Here is a 22,879-nt window from a genome sequence, read left to right on the forward strand (position 1 = left end):
CGATGACATGCCCGAGGAAAAGACCGTAATTGAGCTAGAAGGTATAAACAAAACCTTCCCTGCCGTTAGAGCTCTTGACAATGTCTCCCTCTCCGTCAAGAGCGGTGAGGTAAGAGGCCTTGTGGGAGAGAACGGAGCTGGGAAATCTACACTCATAAAGATAATTACAGGAGCTTATACGAAGGACTCAGGAACGATGATCTTTGAGGGAAATGAAATTACCAGGAACTCACCATTGATATCCAAGGGGTTGGGAATCTACGCCGTTTATCAGGATGTCATGGTTACTCCCGATCTTTCAGTGGCAGAAAACTTCTTTCTGGGGCAGCAACCTAAGGTTGGCCCAATCATAAACTGGAAGAAGATGTACAAAGAATCAACGGAGTTTCTGGAGAACATCGGTCTGGACATAAACGTCCGCAAGAGCATAAGAGAGTTGAGCATAGCTGAAAGTGAAATGATCACAATATCCAAGGCACTCTGGCAGAAGCCCAAACTCGTCATTTTTGATGAACCGACTGCCGTGCTTACAAGAAACGAGACTAAAATCCTCTTTCAGATAATAGATGAGCTCAAAAATCAGGGAACGGCCATAATCTATATCTCGCATAACCTTGAGGAGGTCTTTGACATATGTGATACGGTTACCGTTTTGAAGGACGGGGCCACGGTGGGAACTTACACAACGGAAGAGCTTGAAAACGTTGAGAAGCTGATCCCTCTAATGGTTGGTAGATCGATCGAGGAGATGTATTCGAAGAAGGATACAGAACCCGGCAGAGAACTCCTGAGGGTTGAGAACCTTTCCGGAGAGAGATTCGAGAATATCAGTTTCCATGTCAGGGCAGGCGAAGTCGTGGGATTCTTTGGCCTGGTGGGCGCTGGAAGAACTGAGATTGCACGGGCGCTTTTCGGTGCCGATCTTCTCAAAGAAGGAAAAATAGTGGTTGAAGGCAAAGACGTTTCGATCAAGACACCGAAGGATGCGCTGATGAAGGGTATTGGCTATCTTCCGGAAGACAGGAGAAAACAAGGAATCTTCTTGCAGCAGGATATAGATTTCAATATAAACATAATTAACTTTGACAAGGTGATGACGGGTCCTATCATCAACTATGGGAAGGCTCATTCACAGGCCAGAGAATATATCGACAAGCTCTCAATAAAGATTGGCAGCATCTTCCAGCCGGTTTCCGAGCTGAGTGGTGGAAACCAGCAGAAGGTAATCATCGCGAGATGGCTCTGCAAAAACACAGATGTTCTAATCTTCGATGAACCGACCGTCGGAATCGACGTTGGGACGAAATCAGAGATATACAAACTCTTCGGTGAGATACTCTCCAGCAACAAGGGAATAATTTTAATCTCTTCATATCTTCCCGAGCTAATGGGAATGTCCGACCGCATCTACGTTATTTCTAACGGTAGAATGGCTGGCGAGGTTCATAAGAAAGATTTTTCCGAGGAGTTTTTGCTGACACTGGCAATGAAGAACATTGTCTCAAGAGAAAAGGTAAAGGAGGCGGTCTGAAATGGCTGGAAGGAGAGAAAGGAAGACATTTACTGAAAGAAACCTTTTGATCATTCTGGTTGTGATGTGGGTCTTTCTGGCCATCGCAACAGGAGGCAACTTTTCCTCATGGGCTAACATAACCAATCTCATTAGGCAGTCATCCATAAATGGTGTGGTTGCCATCGGTATGACCCTTATAATCATAACTGGCGGAATAGATCTTTCGGTTGGTTCTATAGTTGGACTCAGCGGAATGGTATTTGCGATATTCACTTCTACTAGGGGAGAATTTCAGTTTCCCACAATTGTAGGTATATTGCTGGCACTGGGAATCAGTGCGCTAATAGGTTTGGTCAACGCAGTTGCCGTACATGATGGAAAGGTACCGGCCTTCATTGCAACCCTAGGTATGATGACGCTCGTAAGAGGTGTAGTAATGTATATATCCAGCGGAAGAATGGTAACTGCCGTTCCTCTGGAGTACAGGAGATTCGCAGTTTTAGAGTTTCTCGGAATACCGGCGCTCGCTTGGACGTGGATAATTCTCGCCGGCTTCATGATGCTCGTGCTCAAATACACAAAATTCGGAAGGAATCTATACGCCATAGGAAGCAATGAGGAAGCTGCAAGGCTGTCAGGTATAAATATCCGGCTGAACATGTATTCCTTCTACATTGTGGCCGCATTGTTCAGTGCTATAGCCGGTTTGATGCTGGGAACGAGAATGGCCGCAGGGGTCCCGACAGGGGGAGACGGTTACGAACTCGACGCCATAGCCTCGGTTGTCATCGGAGGAGCAAGTCTGAGCGGAGGGGTAGGAACCGTTCTTGGGACGGCCCTTGGCGCTCTTATAATCCAGACCATAAGAAATGGCGGTAATCTTCTTGGTGTAGATCCATTTATAATGCAGATCGTTATCGGAGCAATAATAATCCTTGCGGTCTTCTTCGATCAGTTCATAAAGAGCAGGAAGAAGGGCGAAGGTCTTAAGAAACTCTTCAAAAGGGCGTGATAGATAATGAAGATAAATAAGTTCTTTCATGTGGCAGTAGAAGTTCCCGATCTCGATAAAGCGCTCGAGTTCTATATAGGCCTTCTCGGGTTGAAACTGGTTAACAGAGAGAAGCTGCCTGAAAAGAAACTCGAAGTAGCATTCGTTGCCGGCGAAGGTTGTGAAATCGAACTCATGTGCTACGAAGATAGCAAGGAGAGGAAATTTGCTCCCGAGTCACAGTCTCACTTTCAGCACCTCTCTTTCGTTGTAGATGACATTGAAAAAGCAATGGATTATTTGAAGAGCAACGGCATTGAACTCGAATCGCCCGATCCTATTCCGGTTTTTGACGGAAAGGTTTTCTACAACACGTTCAAGGGTCCGGGCGGTGAATTGCTGGAGATCGCGGAAGAGAAGAGACCCAGATTGAATCATTAAACTTTTTGGAGGTATCAGATGAACAAAGTGACAGTATTTGGTAGCTATGTAATGGATCTCACTACCCTTTCTCCCCATATACCCGTTGTAGGAGAGACGGTCTTTTCCGGTCCCTTCAAGATGGGCCCCGGAGGCAAGGGATTCAACCAGGCTGTGGCTGCCAGAAAGGCAGGATCTGACGTCAAGTTCATGACTAAGATCGGCAAAGACTTGTTTGCTCCATTTGTGAAGGATGCATTCGATAAATTTGGAATCACAAAAGATTATCTTCTCGAGTCGGATACTGCCGGAACAGGAGTCGCTCTGATAATAGTAGATGAGAACAACGGAAACAACGCCATTGCAGTTGCGCCAGAGGCCTGCAACGAGTTGACTGTCGAAGATGTTATAAGACACAGAGATATCTTCACCTCTTCCGATGTCTTTCTTACCCAGTTTGAAGCGAATCTCGACGCAACTTACGAGGCGATAAAACTCGCCAGAGACTCCGGAGCGAGAGTTCTGCTAAACCCCGCGCCCGTGAAGGAATTTGATCATTCGATCCTAAAATATGTCGACATTATTATGCCGAACGAGATAGAGGCCAGCCTAATGACGGGAATTCCGCTGGACGGAATGGAGTCGATAGAGGCCATAGCTTCTGAATTGAAGAAGTCGGTGGACACAGTGCTGATAACTCTCGGAGGCAAGGGGGTTTACTGTCCATCGGTCAATGGAGGGCTCGTTCCCGCCTGCAAGGTAAAGACTATCGATACAACCGGAGCTGGAGACGCATTTGCCGGAGTTTTTGCTGCATATCTCTCGAGGGGAGAGAGCTTGGAAAGAGCCATCGACTACGCCCGTGCCGGAGCGGCCATTTCTACGACTAGATTTGGCACTTCGCCTTCAATGCCGGAAAGGGAAGAAATAGAAGCTCTCGTTAATGAGATAACTGGAGGCGATGAGAAATGAAATACGTCATCGCATACGATCTGGGAACCACCGGGAACAAGGCGACGCTATATGGAATAGACGGGAAGCTCCTGGCGAGTTCCTTCTCAGGTTACAAGACCTATCATCCCGGTCCGAATCAGGTAGAGCAGGATCCTCTGGAGTGGTGGGAGTCCGTCAAGAATACGACCCCGGATCTCATCGCCAGGGCCGGTGTCAATCCCGAAGAGATAGTCGCTATAAGCTTCAGCGGTCAGATGATGGGGGCAATCCCCGTTGACAGGGACGGAAAGCTTCTTAGAAGGGCCATAATATGGGCCGATCAGAGAAGCGTCGAACAGTCGGCAAGGCTCGAAGAAGTGGGCAATGATTTCGTATACAGGCTCACTGGATCTAGGATAACGCCGACCTACTCCGGTCCGAAGATTGCCTGGATAAAAGATAACGAACCTGAAATATACAATAAAGCACATAAATTCCTGAATGCGAAGGATTACATCGTCTCAAGATTTACCGGAGAGTTCGGGACTGACCACTCAGATGCGTCGATGACGCTTCTCTTCGATATCGAAAACCTGAAATGGTCGGAGAAACTCGTTGAAGTGTTCGGGCTGGATATGGAAAAACTTCCCAATGTGACCTCCTCTACGAATGTCGTCTCGGAGATACTGCCAAAGGTGGCGGAGGAACTGGGACTGTCGAAGAAGACTCTAATAGTCCGCGGCGGCGGAGACGGCGCCTGTGCCTGCCTGGGAGCAGGGGTTGTCAGTCCAGACGAGGCCTATCTCTATCTCGGTTCATCTAGCTGGGTGAGCACATGTTCCACGGAACCTATTTTCGACGAGAAATCTAGGACATTTAACTTCGCATATCCCATTGAGGGTTTCTATTGCCCGACTGGAACAATGCAGGCCGGGGGAGCTTCGTATCAATGGGCTAAGGACGCTCTCTGCCAGCATGAAGAAGAGAAGGCAAAGGCACTGGGGCTGAGCGCCTTCACGATTATGGACGATCTGGTTGACCAGACAAGACCCGGAGCCGGGAACCTCATCTTTCTGCCTTATTTGCTCGGGGAGAGAAGCCCGAGGTGGAACATTAATGCTAGAGGAGCCTTCATAGGACTTTCATCTACACATAGAAAGGCCGATATGCTGAGGGCGGTGCTCGAAGGTGTGGTCTTCAACCTGAAAATAGTCCTGGATATTCTCGAGACTAAGGGGAAGTTCGACAAGATTCGCCTTATCGGCGGAGGAGCAAAGGGAAGGAACTGGAAACAGATTGTGGCAGATATATTTGGGAAGACGGTTACGATACCCGAGTATCTCGAAGAGGCAACGTCAATGGGAGCGGCTATTATTGGTGCTGTTGGAGCTGGAGAGATGACGTTCAAGGAAGCCTCTACTTTTGTAAGGGATGTTCAGTTCATCAAATACAACCCAGAGAATCACAGGTACTACGAAAGACTTTTCGAGGTTTTCGATAGGGCCTACAGTTCGCTCATAGAAACCTATGAAGACCTTGCCAAGCTGAGAACATATACGAATTAGCCTGTTTGTCTCTCTAGTACCGTAAAGAAGGATGTGATTTCATCATGCTTTTTAATGCAGACAGAAGAATAGCCCTTGATAGAGCAAGTCCGGTTCCACTCTACTACCAGATTTACAGGATAATTTCTGATTATATGAAGGAACCGGGCGCCGTTGGCAGAAAACTTCCAACGGAAGAAGCCATGATGAAAGTGTTCGATGTAAGCAGGGCGACCGTTAGGAGAGCTTTGCAGGCCCTGGAAAGCAGCGGACAGATCTCAAGGTCTCGTGGAAGGGGGACTATCATAACGAACAACGCTTCTCAGGAGCAGCTTACAACTATTCGAAGCTTTACCGAACAGATGAGACTTGAGAACCATGTGCCGATTACGAAGGTTGTTGAGGTGAAGAAAGTCAAGGCCGGTTCGGAAATGGCTAGAATTCTCCAGGTATCGGAAGACGAAGAGTTGCTTCAAGTTACCAGACTGAGGGGAAATGAATCCTACTTTCCTCTTGCGCTCTTCATATCCTTTCTTACATCTAGATCAAACCTTACCGGAGAAGAGAACTTTGAGGGTTCTCTTTATGAACTGATGAGAAATAGGGGAACGGCCGTAGTCGAAGGAGACGCGATCATAGAGGGACGGCTCGCAGAAGGGAGAATAGCGAAGCTTCTGAAGATAGAAGAGGGGGCGCCGATCCTATATTACGAAAGAGTAGGCTGTACTGCTATCGGTGAGTATGTTGAATTCGTGCAGTGCTGGTACGAAGCGACCCACTACAAATTCCGGATACATTTGACTACAAAGATTTGAAGGGAGAGATAATTATGAAGAAAAGCGGAATTCTGAACAAGGAGATATGCAATCTAATAGGTTCGATGGGCCACACAGACTTACTGGTAATATCTGACTCAGGGCTGCCTATTGCTTCTGACAGATACAGGATTGACGTAAGCATTGTAGGCGGAAAGCCAGGGGTCTTCGATGTTCTAGATCCCGTGCTGGAAGAGCTTGAAGTCGAGAAGGTTATCTTCTCCGAAGAGATGAAGACCGTTAGTCCGAAATGCCTCGAGGAGACGTTGAAGCATCTTCCTGAAGGCATAGAAGTGGAGTTCGTTCCCCATGTCAAATTCAAGGAACTCACCAACACGCAGTCTAAGGGAGTAATCAGAACCGGCGAGCAGATACCATACTCAAGTATCATTCTCGTTGGCGGGGTAACCTATTGATGATCCGTTTACAACTCGCAAACGACACTCACATAAAGGATAGCTTTTTAAAGACTGCCAAAGAAGTCGCCGATTACATAGACATTCTCGAAGTCGGTACGCCTGCCGTTCTTGCGCACGGTATGACTCTGGTGAGAGAGATAAGCGAGATCCTGCCCGATCATGAGATTCTTGCAGATATGAAGATTGTAGATGGGGGTTATCTCGAAGCGGCGATGGCCTTTGAAAGCGGGGCAGATATCGTGACGGTTCTTGGGTTCGCTTCCTTCAAGACGATTTCGGAAGTCAGAAAGGCTGCCGACCAGTTTGGCGGAGAACTTATGTTGGATACAATAGAGATTTCGGATCTCCAATCCTTTGCCGAAAAGGTCTCTCCGCTATCACCGGATTACATATGCATCCACACTTCGGCCGATCTGAGCGGTGTGGGTGAGAGCCTGCACCTTCTTGAGTACGCGAAAAAGATAGAGATTATACGGAGAGTTCTTCCGGAGGCAAAGATCGCCGTTGCTGGCGGAATATCTCCCGACAATCTCTCCCATGTCTTCCCGTTGAAGCCCGATGTGGTGATCGCGGGACGATCGATCTGGGAGGCTGAGGACCCTGCAAGAGTAGCGTTCCAGATAAAGACGAGACTGGAGAAAGGTTCATGAAATTCGAAGGCACGCTTGATCTTGTTATTGACGAGATAAGATCGGTCCTTTCGGGAGTTACAGATGAATCGATCGAAGAGCTTTCCGAAAGTATTCTAAATGCAAGAAGAGTCTTTCTCTTTGCGATGGGCAGGTCTGGCCTGGCGATCAAGGCCTTCGCGATGAGGCTTATGCATCTGGGTTTGAAGGTCCATGTTGTGGGAGAAGTAACCAGCCCCTCTTTGGGAGAGGGAGACCTTTTAATCATCGGATCTGCATCGGGGGAGACTCCTTCAGTGGTTCTTAACTCCAAAAAGGCCCGAAAATTTGGAGCCGGAATAGCTTCCATAACTGCCAGCAAAGAATCTACTGTGGCGGGAATAAGCGATATAGTCATTACGATTCCCACAAAGACTCCCAAAGTGCCCGACAGGGCTGGTGTCTCTTCGGTTCAACCGATGGGAAATCTATTCGAGCAATCACTGTTGATCCTAACGGATATTGTTGTAATGAATTTAATGGAGAGGTTGAGCATAGATTCGGAAACGATGTTCAAGAACCACGCAAATCTCGAATAAGGGAGGCGAAGGAATTGAAGTACAAAAAAGTGGAAAAGATAGATGAGAAGCTGTCGGCGCTCGGTTACGGCTGCTGGGGAATCTCAGGCCCGTCTTTCTGGGATGGGACGACAGATGAAGACTCGATCAAGACGATCCAGAGGGCAATAGCCGGAGGAATAAACTTCTTCGATGTGGCGCCGGTGTATGGTCTGGGACACGCCGAGGAGGTGCTCGGGAAGGCAATAAAAGGTTTGAGGGATAAGATCTTCATTGCAACCAAGTGTGGTCTTCTCTGGGACGATCAGGGAAGGACGAGAAACTGTCTCAAACCTGAGAGCATAAGAAAAGAGATTGAAGATAGTCTCAGAAGACTCGGGACGGATCATGTAGATCTCTATCAGCTTCACTGGCCCGATCCTGAGGTCGAAATCGAAGAGACAATGGAGACTATGGTCGAGCTGAAGAAAGAGGGAAAGATCAGATACATAGGGCTGTCAAATTTTTCCATTCCCGAGGCGAAAAGGGCGATGAAGGTTGGAGAGGTATGCAGTATGCAGGGCCTCTACAATATGCTCGAAAGGAATCCAAAGAGCTACCATAATATTCCGCTCGATTACAGAGTCGAAGATGAAGTCCTTCCCTTCGTTCTGGAGAATGGAATGGCCTTTCTGCCATATAGCCCGCTCTTCCAGGGCCTCCTGGCTGGAGCGATAAGCGACAAGAAGAAGTTCAGCGAACACGATGTGCGGGCCGCTAATCCGAAGCTAAATTCACCTGAGTTCAAGAAATACTACGAGGTCGTCGTAAAACTGAACAGACTGGCGCATGAGATAGGGAAGCCTCTGAGTCACATAGCCATCAACTGGCTTATCAGAAATGAAGCAGTAACTTCGGTAATTGCAGGCGCTCAGAAGGTCGAACAGATAGAACAGAATCTCGGCGCCGTCGAATGGGATATGGATGACGGACTATATGAAAGAATAGAAGAGATAGTCTCCAGTTCCAATCTGGAGCTGTAGGGGGTGTCTATTTGAAAGCCGCGTTTGTAAAATCGCCGTTCAAATTCGAGATTCGGGAGGTAGAACTTCCCCCTTTGAAACCAAATGACGTACTGCTGAAGATAAAGGCCTCGGGAATCTGTGGAACAGATCTCCACACAGCAAGAACTGAAGCCAAAGATTGGCAGACCTTCGGCCACGAGATAGTCGGCATTGTGGAAGAGATCGGTTCATGTGTCGAAAATGTCAAGGTCGGACAGAGTGTGCTGGTAGAAAGCGGTTCTTTCTGCGGGACATGCGAGGACTGCAGAAACGGGAGAGTAGATCTCTGCCATGACAGAGCGCCCAACGTTTTCATAAGGGCCGAGAAAGAGAATCTCACGATGGGCTTTGCCGAGAAGGTAATAATAGACAAACAAAATGCAGTTCCCTTCGAGGGAGTTCCTTTTGAGGAGGCCTCTCTCGTCGAGCCAATGGGAGTTGCGCTGGATCTCACATACACGGTTGATCCTAGGCTGAACGACGACGTGCTGGTAGTTGGTCTGGGTCCGATTGGTCTCATGGCCGTTCAGATAGTCAAGGCCATGGGAGCGAGAAGAATCTTTGTCGCCAACCATTCAAGATCTAAGATAAGGATAGATGTTGCAAAGAGCTTTGGAGTGGAGGATGTTATACTCGTCGACAAGACGCCGATCAGCTCCTATAAATTCCCCAAGGGCGGAGTCGATAGAGCTCTCGTAACCGCACCGCCTTACGTGATCCCCGAAGTTCTTGACGTCATGAATTTTGGAGGAGTCGTCGGCTTCATCGGAATAGATTACGGGGAGGGACGCTTCATAAAGTTCGATGCAAACAAGTTCCACTTCAACAAGCTTCAGCTTAGGGCCTCACATGCAGTTCCGGCTCTCTACTTTCCAAGATGCGTAGATATGATAAAGAGCGGAGCAGTAAATGTGAAACCGCTGATTACCGATACCTTCAAACTGGAAGATATCGGTGAGATGATGGTCAGAGCGGAGAACGAGAAAGACAAAGTAATCAAAGCGGTAATGCTAGATTGAAAATGAATACAGGGGCCCGCCTCAATGGCGGACCTTTTTCTTTGAGATCGGCCTGACGAGAAAGGATGATCGTCATCGGTCAACAGTCCGCCGTCCTCCGAGAAGAACCGGTTCTTCGTTCCGACGCCGCGCGTCCAGGTTCTTGTCTGAGATTCCGTCATTCTGAACTTGTTTCAGAATCTCGATGATCCTAAGAATCGCTGCACACTGATGAAAACCACGTTGTCCGTCAACGGTCCTCCGCACCCCGCAGAGAAGATCAAAACCAGATCCCGAAACAAGTTCGGGATGACCCTGAACAGGAGACCCCAAACAGGAGCCCTGAACAAGATTATTTCAGGACAGGCTCATTGGGGCAGGCTTCAGGGCAGGCTCATTGGGATGACAACTAACGGTTATTCCGAAAAGGCTAGAGATTCCGTCATTCCGACAAAGCTCCTGGTCGGAATCTCAATGCTATTGCTTCACGGCTCTCCTCGACGAACGGATAACCGTCCAACGGCCAACCAGTTCCTTTGCTCTTTCCAACCTCTTACCACTGACCTCTACCCCCGGTCTTTCGAAGCCCCCTTCGACCCCCAATGGTTGGACAAGAAGTCAGAGAATCACGGTTTTACGATCTGAATCGGAGTTTCGTCGTTTAGTTCTTTGAATGCTTTTGGTGTTAAGTAATTCAAAGCTGCATGAGGTCTAAGGTTGTGATAGAAATCCATGTAGACTTTGTATTTCCCTAGAACATCTTGCGAATCCTCGAAATGGTTCAGGAATACGAACTCTCTCTGCACATTTGAATGCTGAGACTCAATATGAGCTTGAGAATCTGGATTGTGTCTGTAACCGAACTCCTGGATTATATTGAGCTTTTCAAAGAACCTTCTGACTGCATTGGCTTTGAACTGAGTTCCATTGTCAGTTCTCACTACTTGCGGAAGTGATTCCTGGTAAAGAATCGCTTCTTTGAATAAGGAAATGACATCTCCACTCTTACAGCTGTTGCCAATGAACGAACCTACGATTTCCCTTGAATAGACGTCTATTATGTCCAGTAAAGCGATGTTTCCTTCAGTGATGGTGGATATTACCTTAATGTCTGCTTCCCAGAGTATTCCGGGTCTATTCAGTCTATGTACTGTGGAACGTCTTACAGGATGCGTATGTCTGGTGTAGTACTTCCTTACGATCCTCAGCTTCTTTCTCAGTCTGTGCAGTTTCTTGTGGTTGACTATTATCCCCATCTCGTTTAGTAGATACTTGCTCAGTTTCTTACTGCCGAGGACTTTCAAGTAATACCTTGGATCATATGGATCGTTGAAATAGAAAATCTCCAGGAGTATCTCCTCAAGTTCAATGTCGGTAATCATTGTTCCATCTGCCTTATTACAGAAACCGCGAGTTCTATTAGGTGGTTTACCAACCAGGATAACCCTCACTTTCTTTTGATAGTGATAGCTGCTCTTTGGATAAGAAAGGACGAGTAGAACAAACTTAACTGTAAAGCCCAGTCCTATATAATCGTTAGCTAGGAATCTGTCAGTTATTCGGCTTCTCTCTTTTTTTTTAACGCTTCTTTCAGTATCTTGACCTGCAATTTGTATTCGGCTATTTCTAGCAATAGCTTCTCTTTCTCTGTGAAAGAACCCTTGAGTTCACTTGGATTCTCTCTTATCTTGTCAAGTCCCAGTTCCTTGTATAGAACAGGTGGAATCTTATTTGGATCTCTAATGAAACTTCCAGATCGCGATGCTTTAAAGAACGCAGCTTCTCCTTCCTTTCTGTATTTCACGGTCCAATTGTTCAATGTCTTGGAGCTTATTCCATTCTCTTGTGCAATCTCTTCAAGTGTCTTGTCTGTCTCCACAAACTCCTTAGCTAATCTAAGTTTGAACTCAGGATCATAACGCTTACCTCTCGGATGCTTCATCCATATTCACCCCTTCCTAGTCTACTATTCCTTAATTGCTTGTCCAATTCCCCTGGGGGGTGAATACGAAGCCCAGATCCCGAAACAAGTTCGGGATGACAATGTGAGGAACTTCCAAAAGCCGATGTCGGGATAACTTCCTCAAACGCAGCAAAACCTTGACTTTATTAGCTGTTTCTGTTCACGAGAACCGAGACCCGTTTTGTTGGACTTTTCTACAACTCACAACTTTGAACTTGCAACTGATCCTTTGCTCTTCCAACCTCTGACTACTGACCTCTAACCTCAGGTTTTATGCAGCCAGCAGGCGACTTTATGTCCCTCGGCCACCTCAAAGTTTCCGGGCATTTCTTCGCTGCAGATGTCCATTTTGTAGGGGCACCTAGGGTGAAACGGGCAGCCAGAAGGTGGATTTATCGGGCTAGGGGGCTCCCCTTCCAGTCTTATATTCTGAAGCTTCCGGTCCTCGGGATCCCAGTTTGGAATCGAAGCCATAAGCGCCTTTGTGTAAGGGTGAGCGGGGTTGTTGAAGAGTTCCCTCGCTTCGGCAGTCTCTACGACGTTTCCGAGATACATTACCATTATTCTGTCGCTCATGTGGTGTACGACGTCTAAGTTGTGCGAGATGAAGATATAGGACATCTCGCTTTCTTCCCTCAGCTCCTGCAACAGGTTTATGATCTGACTTTGAACGGAAACGTCGAGGGCAGATGTAGGTTCATCACATATAACCAACCTCGGTCTAACCGAGATCGAACGGGCTATCGCGATCCTTTGCCTCTGTCCCCCGGAAAACTCGTGAGGGTAACGCTGAGCGTATTCGGGATAGAGACCGACTTTCATCAGAAGCTCTCCAACGTAATCTTCTGCTTCTTTTTTGGATAAGAGATTGTGTGCCTCAATCGGTTCCCGTATAATATCCCTTATCGTCATTCTGGGGTCGAGTGAATCGAAGGGATTCTGAAAGATCATCTGAACATCTCGCCGGAATTTCGAGCGCACGTTCTTTCCAAGCCCTTTGGTTATGTCGTGTTCCTCTCCATTTTCGTCATGGTAGAGTATCTTCCCGCCGGTCGGCTCGTAGATCTTTACAATGGTCCTGCCCAGAGTACTCTTGCCGCAGCCCGACTCCCCGACGACTCCGATTGTCTCTCCCCTGCTTATCTCAAGGGTAACAGACTGCATTGCCCTTACATGACCGACTACCTGGAGGAAGACACCGGCCTTTATCGGAAAGAACTTCTTAAGTCCTTCGGTAGAAAGTATCTTCATTTTTCGGATCCCCCCTCGAAAAGCCAGCAGGTAGCCGTGTGGCCGTCACCAACATAGAATTCGGGCGGGTCTTTTTGTCGGCAAATCTCCATCGCGTGAGGGCATCTAGGGTTGAATCGACAGCCTTCTGGGAACTCATATGCCCTGGGAACGTATCCTTCAATGTAAGGCAGTTTCTTCCCCTTGAAGGATCTTGTCACTCTAGAGCTGAGAAGACCCTTGGTGTATGGATGCGAGGGCGAGGAATACAGTTCCTTCACCCCGGCCTTCTCGACAATCTTTCCGGCGTACATTACGTGTACTCTATCGGCAAGCTCGGCAACGACACCGAGATCATGGGTGATGAAGATTATCGAACTGCCGAATTCACCCTGGAGCTCTCTCATAATGTTCAGGACCTGAGCCTGAATTGTGACATCCAGTGCGGTCGTTGGTTCGTCCGCTATGATTATCTCTGGATTCGTTATTAAGGCCATCGCAATCATGATTCTTTGAAGCATTCCGCCACTCATTTCGTGGGGATACTCTCTGTACCTCTTCTCCGGTTCTGGGATATTTACCCTCCTGAGAATTGAAATGATCTCATCGTAGGTTCTGGTCTGGTCCCAGCTCATGTGTGCTCTGGCAACTTCTGTTAGCTGGAACCCTATCGTGTACAGGGGATCGAATGCCGACATAGGTTCCTGAAAGATCATACTGATTTCCTTGCCCCTTATGTCCCTGTACGCCTTGTTAGAAAGTCCCACGAGGTTCTTTCCCTTGTACAAGATCTCTCCCTCAACCTTGGCCGGCGGCACTTTTATCAGACCGAGAATCGTCTGGACGGTAACGCTTTTACCACAGCCGGATTCTCCGACAAGTGCGAGGATCTCGCCCTTCTCGAGATAGAAGCTTATGTCGTCCACAGCCTTGACCAGACCGTCCGGGGTCCTGAAATAAGTTTTGAGATTCTTCACCTCAAGTATTGCGCTCATACCTTCTCCACCGCCCTGTAAGGATCGACGGCGTCTCTCAAAGCGTCTCCCACGAAGTTGAAGGAGAGAACCGCAACGATTATAAAGATTCCCGGAACCATTAGCCAGGGATGGGCCTCAAGTTCAGATATAGACTGGGCCTGTTTCAACAGCAGGCCCCAGCTTGTCATAGGTTCCTTTATACCGAGCCCCAGGAAGCTAATCGCGCTCTCTCCCAGAATCATTCCCGGTATTGAAAGAGTAGAGACGACTATGAGGTAGCTTATCGTGTTAGGAATCAAGTGACGCGTTATTATTTTCATGTTAGATACACCGGATACTCTGGCGGCCAGAATGAACTCCTTCTCTCTCAGGCTCAGGACCATTCCTCTGACAACACGCGCAACACCCATCCAGCCGATTAGTGAAAGAACGATTACGATTCCGAAATAGACCCATGTACTCGGCCATTGAGGAGGTAGAATCGTGGCAAGCGCCAGCCAGAGGGGAATCCTCGGAAAGGATCTCAAAAGCTCAATGAAACGCTGTATGACTACGTCTATAGTCCCGCCGTAGAATCCCGAAAGCGCTCCAACTATCGCTCCTATGAATACGCTTATCAAAGTGCCGACGAGGCCGACTGTCATTGAGACCTTCCCCCCGATCAGGACCCTGGAGAATAGATCCCTGCCAAATCTGTCCCCGCCAAAAAGAAGAACCATCGCTACATCTGAAGATTCTTCGACGCCGAAGAGATGGAGATCGGTCTTAAAAATCCCCCAGAACTTGTATTCTTCACCTCTGACGAAGAACTTCACAGGAACTGGTCGGCTGGTGTCTTCGGTGAATTCAAGCCTGTAAGTCACGGGATTTCTGACCTTCTTCATCCCGTAAACGAAGGGGCCCCTCCATTTGCCTTCTTCATCGAAGAATCGGATCTTCGAGGGGGGCGCATAGACGAAATTCCTGTGGGAAGTCACATAGTTGTATGGCGCTATGAAGTCTGAAAATATGACGAGCAGATACATGATAGAAAGGGCTATTAAGCCAACAACACCAAGTTTATGTTTGAAGAAATTCTTTGCGATCCGGCTTTTCGTGCTCTGCATATTAGCTCATCCTTATCCGTGGGTCGAGAATGGCAAGCGCTATGTCGGCAAATAGATTTCCGATCTGGGTTATGATGGCGATGAACATAAGGAACGTCATTACTAGATACTGGTCGTGGTTGAGAAGCGCGTTATAGAAGAACGGTCCCATCGTCGGCAGATTCAGTACGATTGCGGCTATTATCGTGCCGCTGAATACGTTTGGAAGCTCCGTTCCGGCTATGCTGACCATCGGATTAAGGGCGTTTTTTATCGCGTGCCTTTTGACCGTCTTTTCATCGAGGCCGTGAGCCCTGAGAGAGGTGACAAAGGGAGAAGAGATGACATCTAACATGTTCCCACGCATGACACGCATGAGTCCAGCAAGACCGCTCATGCCTACCACAACGAGAGGAATCCAAAGGTGTTTAAGTAGATCCACAAACTTTTCCAGGCTGAAGGGCGCCCCAACGAACTGTGGCGAAAAGAGGCCGCCGACCGAGGTTGCCCCCATCTGCAGCATGAGGTACATAAGGATCAGCGCCAGGAAGAAGTCCGGTACAGAAAGGCCTATGAAGCCAATAACTGTTAGCGAATAGTCACCAAATGAATATGGATGCAGCGCAGAGTAGATTCCCATGGGAACGGCAAGGATCCACTGAAAAACGATAGCCCCCAGTGCAACGAAGACCGTCCAGCCCATTCGTTCCCATATAAGCTCGCCAACAGGTCTTTGAAAGGCAAAGGAGTAGCCGAAGTCCCCTCTGGTTACTATTCCCTTGATCCAGTTCCAGTATCTTATGTGGGCCGGTTCATCGAGCCCGAGATTCTTTCTGAGTAGCTCAATCTGCGCCGGTGAAATTCTCGGGTTGTCCAGATACTGACTTATGAAATCACCGGGTTGTAGTTCGGTGATCACGAAGCAGATCAAGGATATGAAGAACATCATTGGAATCATTATAAGCAATCTTCTAGCGATAAAAGACCACATAATCTTCCTCCGGAGAAGTAAAGCGGGAGGAGAATCTCCTCCCGCAGCAGATGAAGCACTTATTTCTTAAATACGGTCCAGGAAGAGTAAGAGAGAAGACCCTCTTCGTTCTGCTCGACGTTTCCTAGCGACTTGTTCGCGGCGTAAAGATTCATTCCTTTGCACACGAAAATCACGGGGAGATACTCCGCGTAGATCTCCTGCCATTCGTCGTAATAGGATTTTCTTTCGACCGGGTCCATTGCGACCTGACCCTTTTCAAAGAGTTCGTACACTCTCTTTTCCCAATCAAGCATGTTTTCCATGATAGGAAGATTGGTGTTGGGGTCTCTCGTTGTTCTGTGCCAGTAGTAGAGCTGAGTTCCCGGCTGCCAGATTGCCTTTCTCAACTGGGGATCGGGCTGGTTCCCAAAGGCCCTGATTCCAGCTTCGAAGCTGCCGGCGCCAAACATCTGCCCAGTTAGCGAGCTATCGAGTATCTGAAGGTTGACCTTTACTCCGATACTCTGCAAGTCCTGAGAATAAATGTATGCAATGTCCTGGTACTCCTGCGGAGAGCTCTGCAGGGTAAGCACGAACTCGAACTTCGTCCCGTCGGGATACTCTCTGAAGCCGTCTCCGTCAATGTCTTTGAGTCCAAGCTCGTCTAGAATTCTCGCGGCCTCTGCCAGGTTGAAGGGTCTGCGAATCTCTTCGATCTTTGGATTGTAGAAGGCCTTGTTAGAGGGAAGCACAGGCACTCCTCCAAGAACGGCCAGTCCATTGTAGACCTCATCGATGATTCTCTCTCTGTCAAGGGCATATTCCATTGCCTGGCGGAACTCGGTAGTTCTGAAAACCTCTCTGAGTTTCGGGTTCTCGACATCGAAATTGAAGGCGATGTGAATCGGGCTTGGAGTAGGCTGAGTAGGCTCGGCAAGGAAGACTCTGAATGGACCGCCGGCAAGTTCCCTCTCCTTGAGGATCGGGAAGTCGTTTCCACTAACGGCCATATAGTCGAGTTCTCCTGCCATGAACTTGGCAAGCCTCACCTGTGCATCGCTTACAACGAGGTACTCGATCTTGTCCACGTAGGGAAGCTTGTTGCCATATTCATCGACCTTCCAGTAGTTTGGATTCTTTGTCATGACGACCTTCTGGTCTATTATGTATTCCGAGAGCATGAAGGGTCCATTTGCTGGAATCTCGTTCAGAGGAGTATTTGTTAGCCATACATCGTTGACTGAGTCGGGCCTGTTCTTGTCGATCTTGCTTTCAAGGGCATGGGAAGGGTAGATGTAGGCGTGCGATAGAACTGTGAAGAAGGCAGCATACGGCGCGGGCAGAATAGCCTTGACAGTGCTGTCGTCGACCTTTACCCACTCAATTGGTTTTGCTTCGATTGTGAATCTGGCTACGGAGTTTCCTCTGGCTACGGGATTCATAACGAAGTGCTCAAATGTGAAGATTACGTCATCGGCGGTCAGAGGGACGCCATCAGACCACTTCACATCTCTCAGGTGGAAGGTGACCTCTTTGTTGTCTTTCGAGACTTCCCACGACTCTGCAAGGGCGGGCCTGATTGCCGACGTAACAGGATGAGCCTCGACGAGTCCTGTGAGCATCTGTCCTGCAACGGAGTAAGCGTTGCTATCGAGAGTACCGTAGAAATTGAATGACTGGGGGGAACCGGTAAGTGCCAAGTAGAGCGTTCCTCCCATTCTGGGATTTGGATCAGGTGTCAGTAAGCTGTCTTCCACGAATGGAGCTGCCATTAACATGGCGGTGAAAAGAACTGCGAGAACTAACAGAAAGATTCGCCTCACGGTAAAAACCTCCTTTATGTTTTCTCTCCCGTCGGGGAGATCAAGGTAAAGCCAGTTTTCCTAGGACAACTCTTTTTCTCGCTCCCGTTACAGACGGAACGTTTGCCTCTACCCCGTTAAAGAACTCCTGAGCTAGAGCTGCCATGCCCATCGCTTCTTTTGCCTGCAAGAAGGTTTTGTCAGGCACTTCTACATCAAGGCCGCTCAGTTGTATAAGATCCTCGATCATAACGGGGTTAAGGGCTCCTCCTCCCGTAACTACTATTCTTTTCCCCAAAGGTAAATATGAATTGATGCTTTGAACTAACTGAAATACGCTGAACCTAACGAGGGTTCTGACAAGGTTGTCCGGAGAGGAGACTGAGATTCCCTCCAGGAAAGCTTCGTTGTAGACCTCTCTTCCCGTCGATTTTGGGGGCTGCCTCTCAAAATATCTTCGGTCTCTCTCCACGAGAACGTCGAGTATCGCGCTGTCGACAGAGCCCCGGGCGGCGATCTTGCCCCCTTCGTCAAACTCCATGCTGAAGTACCTTTTTGCCACTAGATCTATCAGGCAGTTGGCGGGGCCTGTGTCGAAGGCTTTCATGTCTTCGAGCTTCTCGGCCACATAACTAACGTTCGCAATTCCACCTAGATTTACTGCGTAGATGCCGCTTTCAAAATAGATCCAGTCGAAATAAGGAATGATAGGCGCTCCCTCACCCCCGAAGACCATGTCCTTCTTCCTGAAATCGAAGACCACCGGAAGGCCAGTCTCAGACGACACGATATCCGCTTCGCCAATCTGAAGAGTGGCATGCGCTGCGGGATCGTGGTAAACGGTCTGCCCGTGGTAAGCGATTGCGTCAACCTTAACTTCTGTCCTATCGAGAAAGGACTTGATTGCGGCTGCGTGCCTTTTCCCGATGAGGAAGTTCATCCAGTTGACTCTGTCTACACCCGAAACCGATGGATCGAAGGTTCTTACAATTTCATTATGAAAGCTTGACTCGAACTGGACAGAAGAGTGCTCGAGAAGCTTCACCTTCATGGACTTTCCGCTCCCGGAACAATTAACAATTGCGAGTTCCAAACCGTCGGCCGACGTTCCCGACATGACTCCGAGAATGTTTCTTGATCCGCTGGAGAGAAGATCTCTTATCTCATTCCAGATCATCCAAGGCTCCCGAAGACTAGGTTGTGCAGGCGTCTTCTGATCTGCTGAATCTGCGGCATCGTATCCCGCCTGCTGATATTGGTTCGGTTGGACAGCATAATAACGAATAGTCCAGTAAGTGGATCTACCCAGATCGATGTTCCGGTAAAGCCGGTGTGTCCAAAAGCCTCTTCTCCAAGCATGTCACCTGCACTGGAACCTCTTGCAGGTGCCATCCAGCCTAGATGCCGTTTGCTTTCACCTATCGATACTGTTTCAGATATGAACGTTTCAAAGACCCTGGAAGGTACCAGCCTAGCATACATTAGACTGGAGACGAACTTGAAAAGATCTTCAACCGATGAAAAAACGCCGGCATTTCCGCTCACTCCACCGAGATAATACGCTAGTTCGTCATCCGGCAACCCTCTTAGAATCTTTCCTTCCCGTTCGCTTGTCGGCGCCACGTGATCTAGGCTCTTCGGCAGATACGTGGTCGAATTCATCCCGAGTGGTTCGAAAATCTGTTGTGAACAGAACTCGTCGAATTTTACAGAAGTGACTTTCTCGACAATGGCCATGAGAGTGATGAAGTTCAGGCATGAATAGTTTATCTTTTCCATTGGCACGGTCTCGGGTTCTAGATCTATGATGGATTTCAGCAATTCACGCCCCTTAAGTTCTCGCCATGCCTCGGAATATGGCTGCATACCTGAAGTGTGCGTGAGCAGATGAAAGATCGATATCCCCTTCTTCGATTCCGGAACATCGAAGAAATCTCCGAGCGTATCCCAAAGAGAAAGCTCCCCGCGCGAAACGAGAATCATTATCGCGCTTGTGGTTGCAACCACCTTGCTCATGCTTGCGATGTCGTAAACAGTTTCAAAAGTCGTGGGGGTATTGTCGTCTACCGCAATGAAGCCATAGGTATTCTTGTAAAGGACTTCGGTACCCTTTCCCACCAAAACTACGGCTCCCGGGTACACTGCTTTTTCAATACCACACGAGACTATTTCATCAACCCTATTCCAGATCAAAGCGAGCCTCCTTATGTATTGCGTTGTCCGCTAACGGTTAGCAGTTGCAAGTTGTCAGTTACAAGTTGCTAGCATAAGAACCGCTGTGCGCTTAAGAGAAAAAACCCGCTGAACGCTGCAAAGAGCCGTCCTTGGTCCTTCGTCCCAAACCATAAACCCGTCCTTCGGAAGAGCAGTTGCAAGTTGACTGTTCCAAGTTGCGANNCTGACCTCTAACCTCTAACCTCCCTTCACAAGAGCAGATCCCGAAACAAATTCGGGATGACAGCGTATGGTTACTCCGAAAACGCTACAAAGCATCATGCTGAACTCACTTCAGCATCTCTTGTTCGTGGTTTTTGACTTTAACCAAGAACTAAGAACAGATCCTTGCTCTAGAACGAATAACAGATTATCGTTGGAGAACGGAGAACCATTCAACGGTGGACCACTCTTTTGCTCTTCCAACCTCTGACCACTGACCTCTAACCTCCCTTCACAAGAGCAGATCCCGAAACAAGTCCGGGATGACAGAGTGAGGGACTTCCACAAACCGCTGCCCGGACAACTTCCTCAGTTGCATTGAAACCCTGAATCGATTGCCGGTTCTCTTCACGAGACCCCATACCCTGTAATCGATACCCTGCCCTTCGCGTCATGCTGAACTTGTTTCAGCATCTCGATCCAAAGATTCGCTGTGCGCTTAAGAGAAAAAAACCGCTGAACGCTGCAAAGAACCGTCCTTGGTCCTTCGTCCCAAACCATGAACCCGTCCTTCGGAAGAGCAGTTGCAAGTTGACTGTTCCAAGTTGCGANNCTGACCTCTAACCTCTAACCTCCCTTCACAAGAGCAGATCCCGAAACAAGTTCGGGATGACAGCGCATGGTTACTCCGAAAACGCTACAACGCATCATGCTGAACTCACTTCAGCATTTCTTGTTCGTGGTTTTTGACTTTAACCAAGAACTAAGAACAGATCCTTGCTCTAGAACGAATAACAGATTCTCGTTGGAGAACGGAGAACCGTCCAACGGCGAACCGGTTTCACTTTGCTCTTTCCAACCCCCAACCACGGTTCTTCCAACAGCAATGCTATCGCATTTTCTTTCTGTATCCAAGTTTTCCCTCGGTTACTTAAATGGAACTATAGTCAAATATGATCGATAGGCAGCGGAATCTAAGGTTATGTATATTCATACTATACAAATTTACAATTGACAATACAAGGTAATAAAAACTAGAATTGTATCGTATGAAAACCAGGGAGAATTCAGAATGAATTTCGACGAAGCCGTAGGACGGTTGTTTTTGATTGGAATACCCGGTCCGGAAATCGATAGCGAGACCGAAAGGACACTTCGAGAAGTCAAACCCGGGGCGGTTATTCTCTTTTCGAAGAATATCGTCGATGCTGTTCAGGTAAGGGCTCTCGTAGATGACATTCAAAGAGTCCTTGGATACAAGCCCGCAATTGCTATCGATCAGGAAGGCGGGATAGTAAGCCGACTGAGGGACGGCTTCTCTGTTTCGCCCGGAGCTATGGCAATAGCCGCCACTGGAACCACCGAAAACTCCTTCGTTGTTGGAAGAATACTTGCCAGAGAGATGAACGCCATAGGTGTGAATTGGAATCTCGCTCCCGTCGTCGATATTAACTGCAATCCCAAAAACCCGGGAATCGGAGTAAGGAGTTTCGGCGATTCTCCGGATCAGGTTATAGCCTACGCAAGGGCCTTTGTAGAGGGTATGAAGAGTGAAAGAGTGATGAGCTGTTTGAAGCATTTTCCCGGCAAGGGAAGGGTAGATGTCGACGCTCATCTGGATTTACCAATTCTGGACATCCCCCAATCTTTACTTTATGAATACGAACTGAGACCATTCAAGGAAATTCAAGCAGACTCGATGATGCCTTCGCATATATACATGCCTCAGCTTCAGGCCTCCCGGGTTCCGGCGTCGATGTCGAGAGAGATATTGACGGATCTTGCCAGGAACGTGCTGAATTATCGGGGGGTCCTTGTCGCAGATGATCTGGGAATGGGGGGAGTGAGCAACTACTTCACGCCCGAGGAAGCCGCTATACAGGGTCTGAGAAATGGAATGGATTATCTGACTTACTGCCACGATCCGGTTGTCCAGAGAAGAGTCAAGAAGATTCTGATTAGAGAGATAGAAAAATCGCCGGAGCTGGAAAAGCGTTTCCAGGAATCTCTACAAAGAGTTGAGAAGTTCCGGGTAGAGGCGACCAGTGCCGACAGGTTCTCGATCGAAGAGATCGCCTCCCAGGAGAGTCTGAATGCGATGCAGGAGATTTCCGATAGATCTATCACGGCCATTCTGGAAGACAGTTCTCTTCTTCCCCTTCCAATCGAGAGTGTGAGCGGAATATTCTCTGTAAGGCTTTCAAGATTGGTTCAAGTTGAAGACGGTCCCCAGAAGGGAGTTCCCACTGTGGCCAGAGAGATCGCGCAGATGGCAGACTGTCCGATAATTGACTTCTCGCCTAACATAACCGTCGAAGAAGCGGACAGACTGGCTGCCAATTCCCCGGGCAAGGGAGTAAGATTGGTCTTTACGGAGAACGCTCACCTTCACGAAGGTCAGAGAAAGTTGCTTTTGAAGCTTTCGCAAAGAACGGGTAGAACGCTGGTAATAGCATTGAGAAACCCATACGATGCTTTCCTGGAAGGCGTTAAGAACTGCATAATCAGCTACGGCTACGAAGCGGTTTCGCAAAGGAGCCTTAAGAAGATTCTAGACGGCACGATCAAAGCGCAAGGGAAACTTCCGATAAAGATACCGCAGGAGGTCTAG

At 48.3% G+C, this 22,879-nt stretch carries 20 protein-coding genes and 1 pseudogene; 12 read left to right on the forward strand and 9 right to left on the reverse strand.

Annotated elements, in window-relative coordinates; all coding sequences use genetic code 11:
- Positions 1-7 precede the first annotated feature (7 nt).
- Genes V513_RS08495 through V513_RS08545 form a run of 11 tightly spaced genes read left to right on the forward strand, consistent with a single transcriptional unit; the run spans position 8 to position 9,883 of the window.
- Positions 8-1,531, forward strand: a complete 1,524-nt coding sequence (locus tag V513_RS08495; protein ID WP_099772393.1) for a sugar ABC transporter ATP-binding protein — start codon at positions 8-10, stop codon at positions 1,529-1,531.
- 1 nt (position 1,532) lies between these two features.
- Complete coding sequence (locus V513_RS08500; RefSeq protein ID WP_006489440.1) at positions 1,533-2,525, forward strand: ABC transporter permease; 993 nt, start codon at positions 1,533-1,535, stop codon at positions 2,523-2,525.
- Between the two features lie 6 nt (positions 2,526-2,531).
- Entirely contained in the window at positions 2,532-2,945 is a 414-nt protein-coding gene (locus V513_RS08505; protein WP_014731902.1) for a VOC family protein, read from the forward strand.
- Positions 2,946-2,963: 18 nt separating this feature from the next.
- A complete protein-coding gene (locus V513_RS08510; protein WP_014731903.1) occupies positions 2,964-3,896 on the forward strand; it encodes a ribokinase in 933 nt (310 codons plus the stop codon).
- On the forward strand, positions 3,893-5,422 hold the full coding sequence (gene xylB, locus V513_RS08515) for a xylulokinase (RefSeq protein ID WP_014731904.1): 1,530 nt from the start codon (positions 3,893-3,895) through the stop codon (positions 5,420-5,422). The genes V513_RS08510 and xylB overlap by 4 nt, the downstream gene beginning before the upstream one ends.
- A gap of 44 nt (positions 5,423-5,466) precedes the next feature.
- Positions 5,467-6,216, forward strand: coding sequence for a GntR family transcriptional regulator (locus tag V513_RS08520; protein ID WP_014731905.1), 750 nt, complete (start codon positions 5,467-5,469; stop codon positions 6,214-6,216).
- 14 nt (positions 6,217-6,230) lie between these two features.
- Positions 6,231-6,632, forward strand: a complete 402-nt coding sequence (gene rbsD / locus V513_RS08525) for a D-ribose pyranase (protein ID WP_014731906.1) — start codon at positions 6,231-6,233, stop codon at positions 6,630-6,632.
- Positions 6,632-7,285, forward strand: a complete 654-nt coding sequence (locus tag V513_RS08530; protein WP_236609264.1) for an orotidine 5'-phosphate decarboxylase / HUMPS family protein — start codon at positions 6,632-6,634, stop codon at positions 7,283-7,285. Before rbsD ends, V513_RS08530 begins: the two co-directional genes overlap by 1 nt.
- Positions 7,282-7,842 (forward strand): 6-phospho-3-hexuloisomerase, encoded by a 561-nt coding sequence (gene hxlB, locus V513_RS08535; protein ID WP_014731908.1) that lies wholly within the window; start codon positions 7,282-7,284, stop codon positions 7,840-7,842. The genes V513_RS08530 and hxlB overlap by 4 nt, the downstream gene beginning before the upstream one ends.
- 14 nt (positions 7,843-7,856) lie before the next feature.
- Entirely contained in the window at positions 7,857-8,843 is a 987-nt protein-coding gene (locus V513_RS08540) for an aldo/keto reductase (protein WP_014731909.1), read from the forward strand.
- Between the two features lie 11 nt (positions 8,844-8,854).
- Positions 8,855-9,883 carry a zinc-dependent alcohol dehydrogenase gene (locus V513_RS08545; protein WP_014731910.1) on the forward strand — a complete coding sequence of 343 codons (1,029 nt, stop codon included), beginning with the start codon at positions 8,855-8,857 and terminating at the stop codon, positions 9,881-9,883.
- 605 nt (positions 9,884-10,488) lie between these two features.
- Here the strand turns inward: V513_RS08545 and V513_RS08555 are convergent.
- The 9 genes and pseudogenes from V513_RS08555 to V513_RS13980 all read right to left on the reverse strand — a co-directional run.
- A protein-coding gene (locus tag V513_RS08555; RefSeq protein ID WP_099772395.1) for an IS3 family transposase occupies positions 10,489-11,804 on the reverse strand; the annotation gives its coding sequence in 2 pieces (ribosomal slippage) (positions 10,489-11,424 and positions 11,427-11,804; 1,314 coding nt in all).
- A 285-nt stretch (positions 11,805-12,089) separates the two neighbouring features.
- Complete coding sequence (locus tag V513_RS08560; RefSeq protein WP_099772396.1) at positions 12,090-13,076, reverse strand: ABC transporter ATP-binding protein; 987 nt, start codon at positions 13,074-13,076, stop codon at positions 12,090-12,092.
- Complete coding sequence (locus tag V513_RS08565; RefSeq protein WP_099772397.1) at positions 13,073-14,050, reverse strand: ABC transporter ATP-binding protein; 978 nt, start codon at positions 14,048-14,050, stop codon at positions 13,073-13,075. Before V513_RS08565 ends, V513_RS08560 begins: the two co-directional genes overlap by 4 nt.
- Positions 14,047-15,138, reverse strand: coding sequence for an ABC transporter permease (locus V513_RS08570; protein ID WP_099772398.1), 1,092 nt, complete (start codon positions 15,136-15,138; stop codon positions 14,047-14,049). The genes V513_RS08565 and V513_RS08570 overlap by 4 nt, the downstream gene beginning before the upstream one ends.
- Before the next feature lies 1 nt (position 15,139).
- A complete protein-coding gene (locus tag V513_RS08575) occupies positions 15,140-16,108 on the reverse strand; it encodes an ABC transporter permease (RefSeq protein WP_099772399.1) in 969 nt (322 codons plus the stop codon).
- Positions 16,109-16,167: 59 nt separating this feature from the next.
- Entirely contained in the window at positions 16,168-17,913 is a 1,746-nt protein-coding gene (locus V513_RS08580; protein ID WP_099772400.1) for an ABC transporter substrate-binding protein, read from the reverse strand.
- A 40-nt stretch (positions 17,914-17,953) separates the two neighbouring features.
- The gene (locus tag V513_RS08585; RefSeq protein WP_099772401.1) at positions 17,954-19,069 is read right to left on the reverse strand and encodes an anhydro-N-acetylmuramic acid kinase; all 1,116 of its coding nucleotides are present in this window, start codon (positions 19,067-19,069) and stop codon (positions 17,954-17,956) included.
- Entirely contained in the window at positions 19,066-20,085 is a 1,020-nt protein-coding gene (locus tag V513_RS08590; protein WP_099772402.1) for a serine hydrolase domain-containing protein, read from the reverse strand. The genes V513_RS08585 and V513_RS08590 overlap by 4 nt, the downstream gene beginning before the upstream one ends.
- A gap of 591 nt (positions 20,086-20,676) precedes the next feature.
- Positions 20,677-20,879: pseudogene (locus V513_RS13980) on the reverse strand (hypothetical protein); the annotation flags it as partial.
- A gap of 461 nt (positions 20,880-21,340) precedes the next feature.
- Between V513_RS13980 and V513_RS08600 the strand changes: the two are divergent.
- Positions 21,341-22,879 carry a glycoside hydrolase family 3 protein gene (locus tag V513_RS08600; RefSeq protein ID WP_099772404.1) on the forward strand — a complete coding sequence of 513 codons (1,539 nt, stop codon included), beginning with the start codon at positions 21,341-21,343 and terminating at the stop codon, positions 22,877-22,879.

Origin of the sequence: Mesotoga sp. H07.pep.5.3 (assembly GCF_002752615.1) — a bacterium.
GTDB classification, from domain to species: domain Bacteria; phylum Thermotogota; class Thermotogae; order Petrotogales; family Kosmotogaceae; genus Mesotoga; species Mesotoga prima.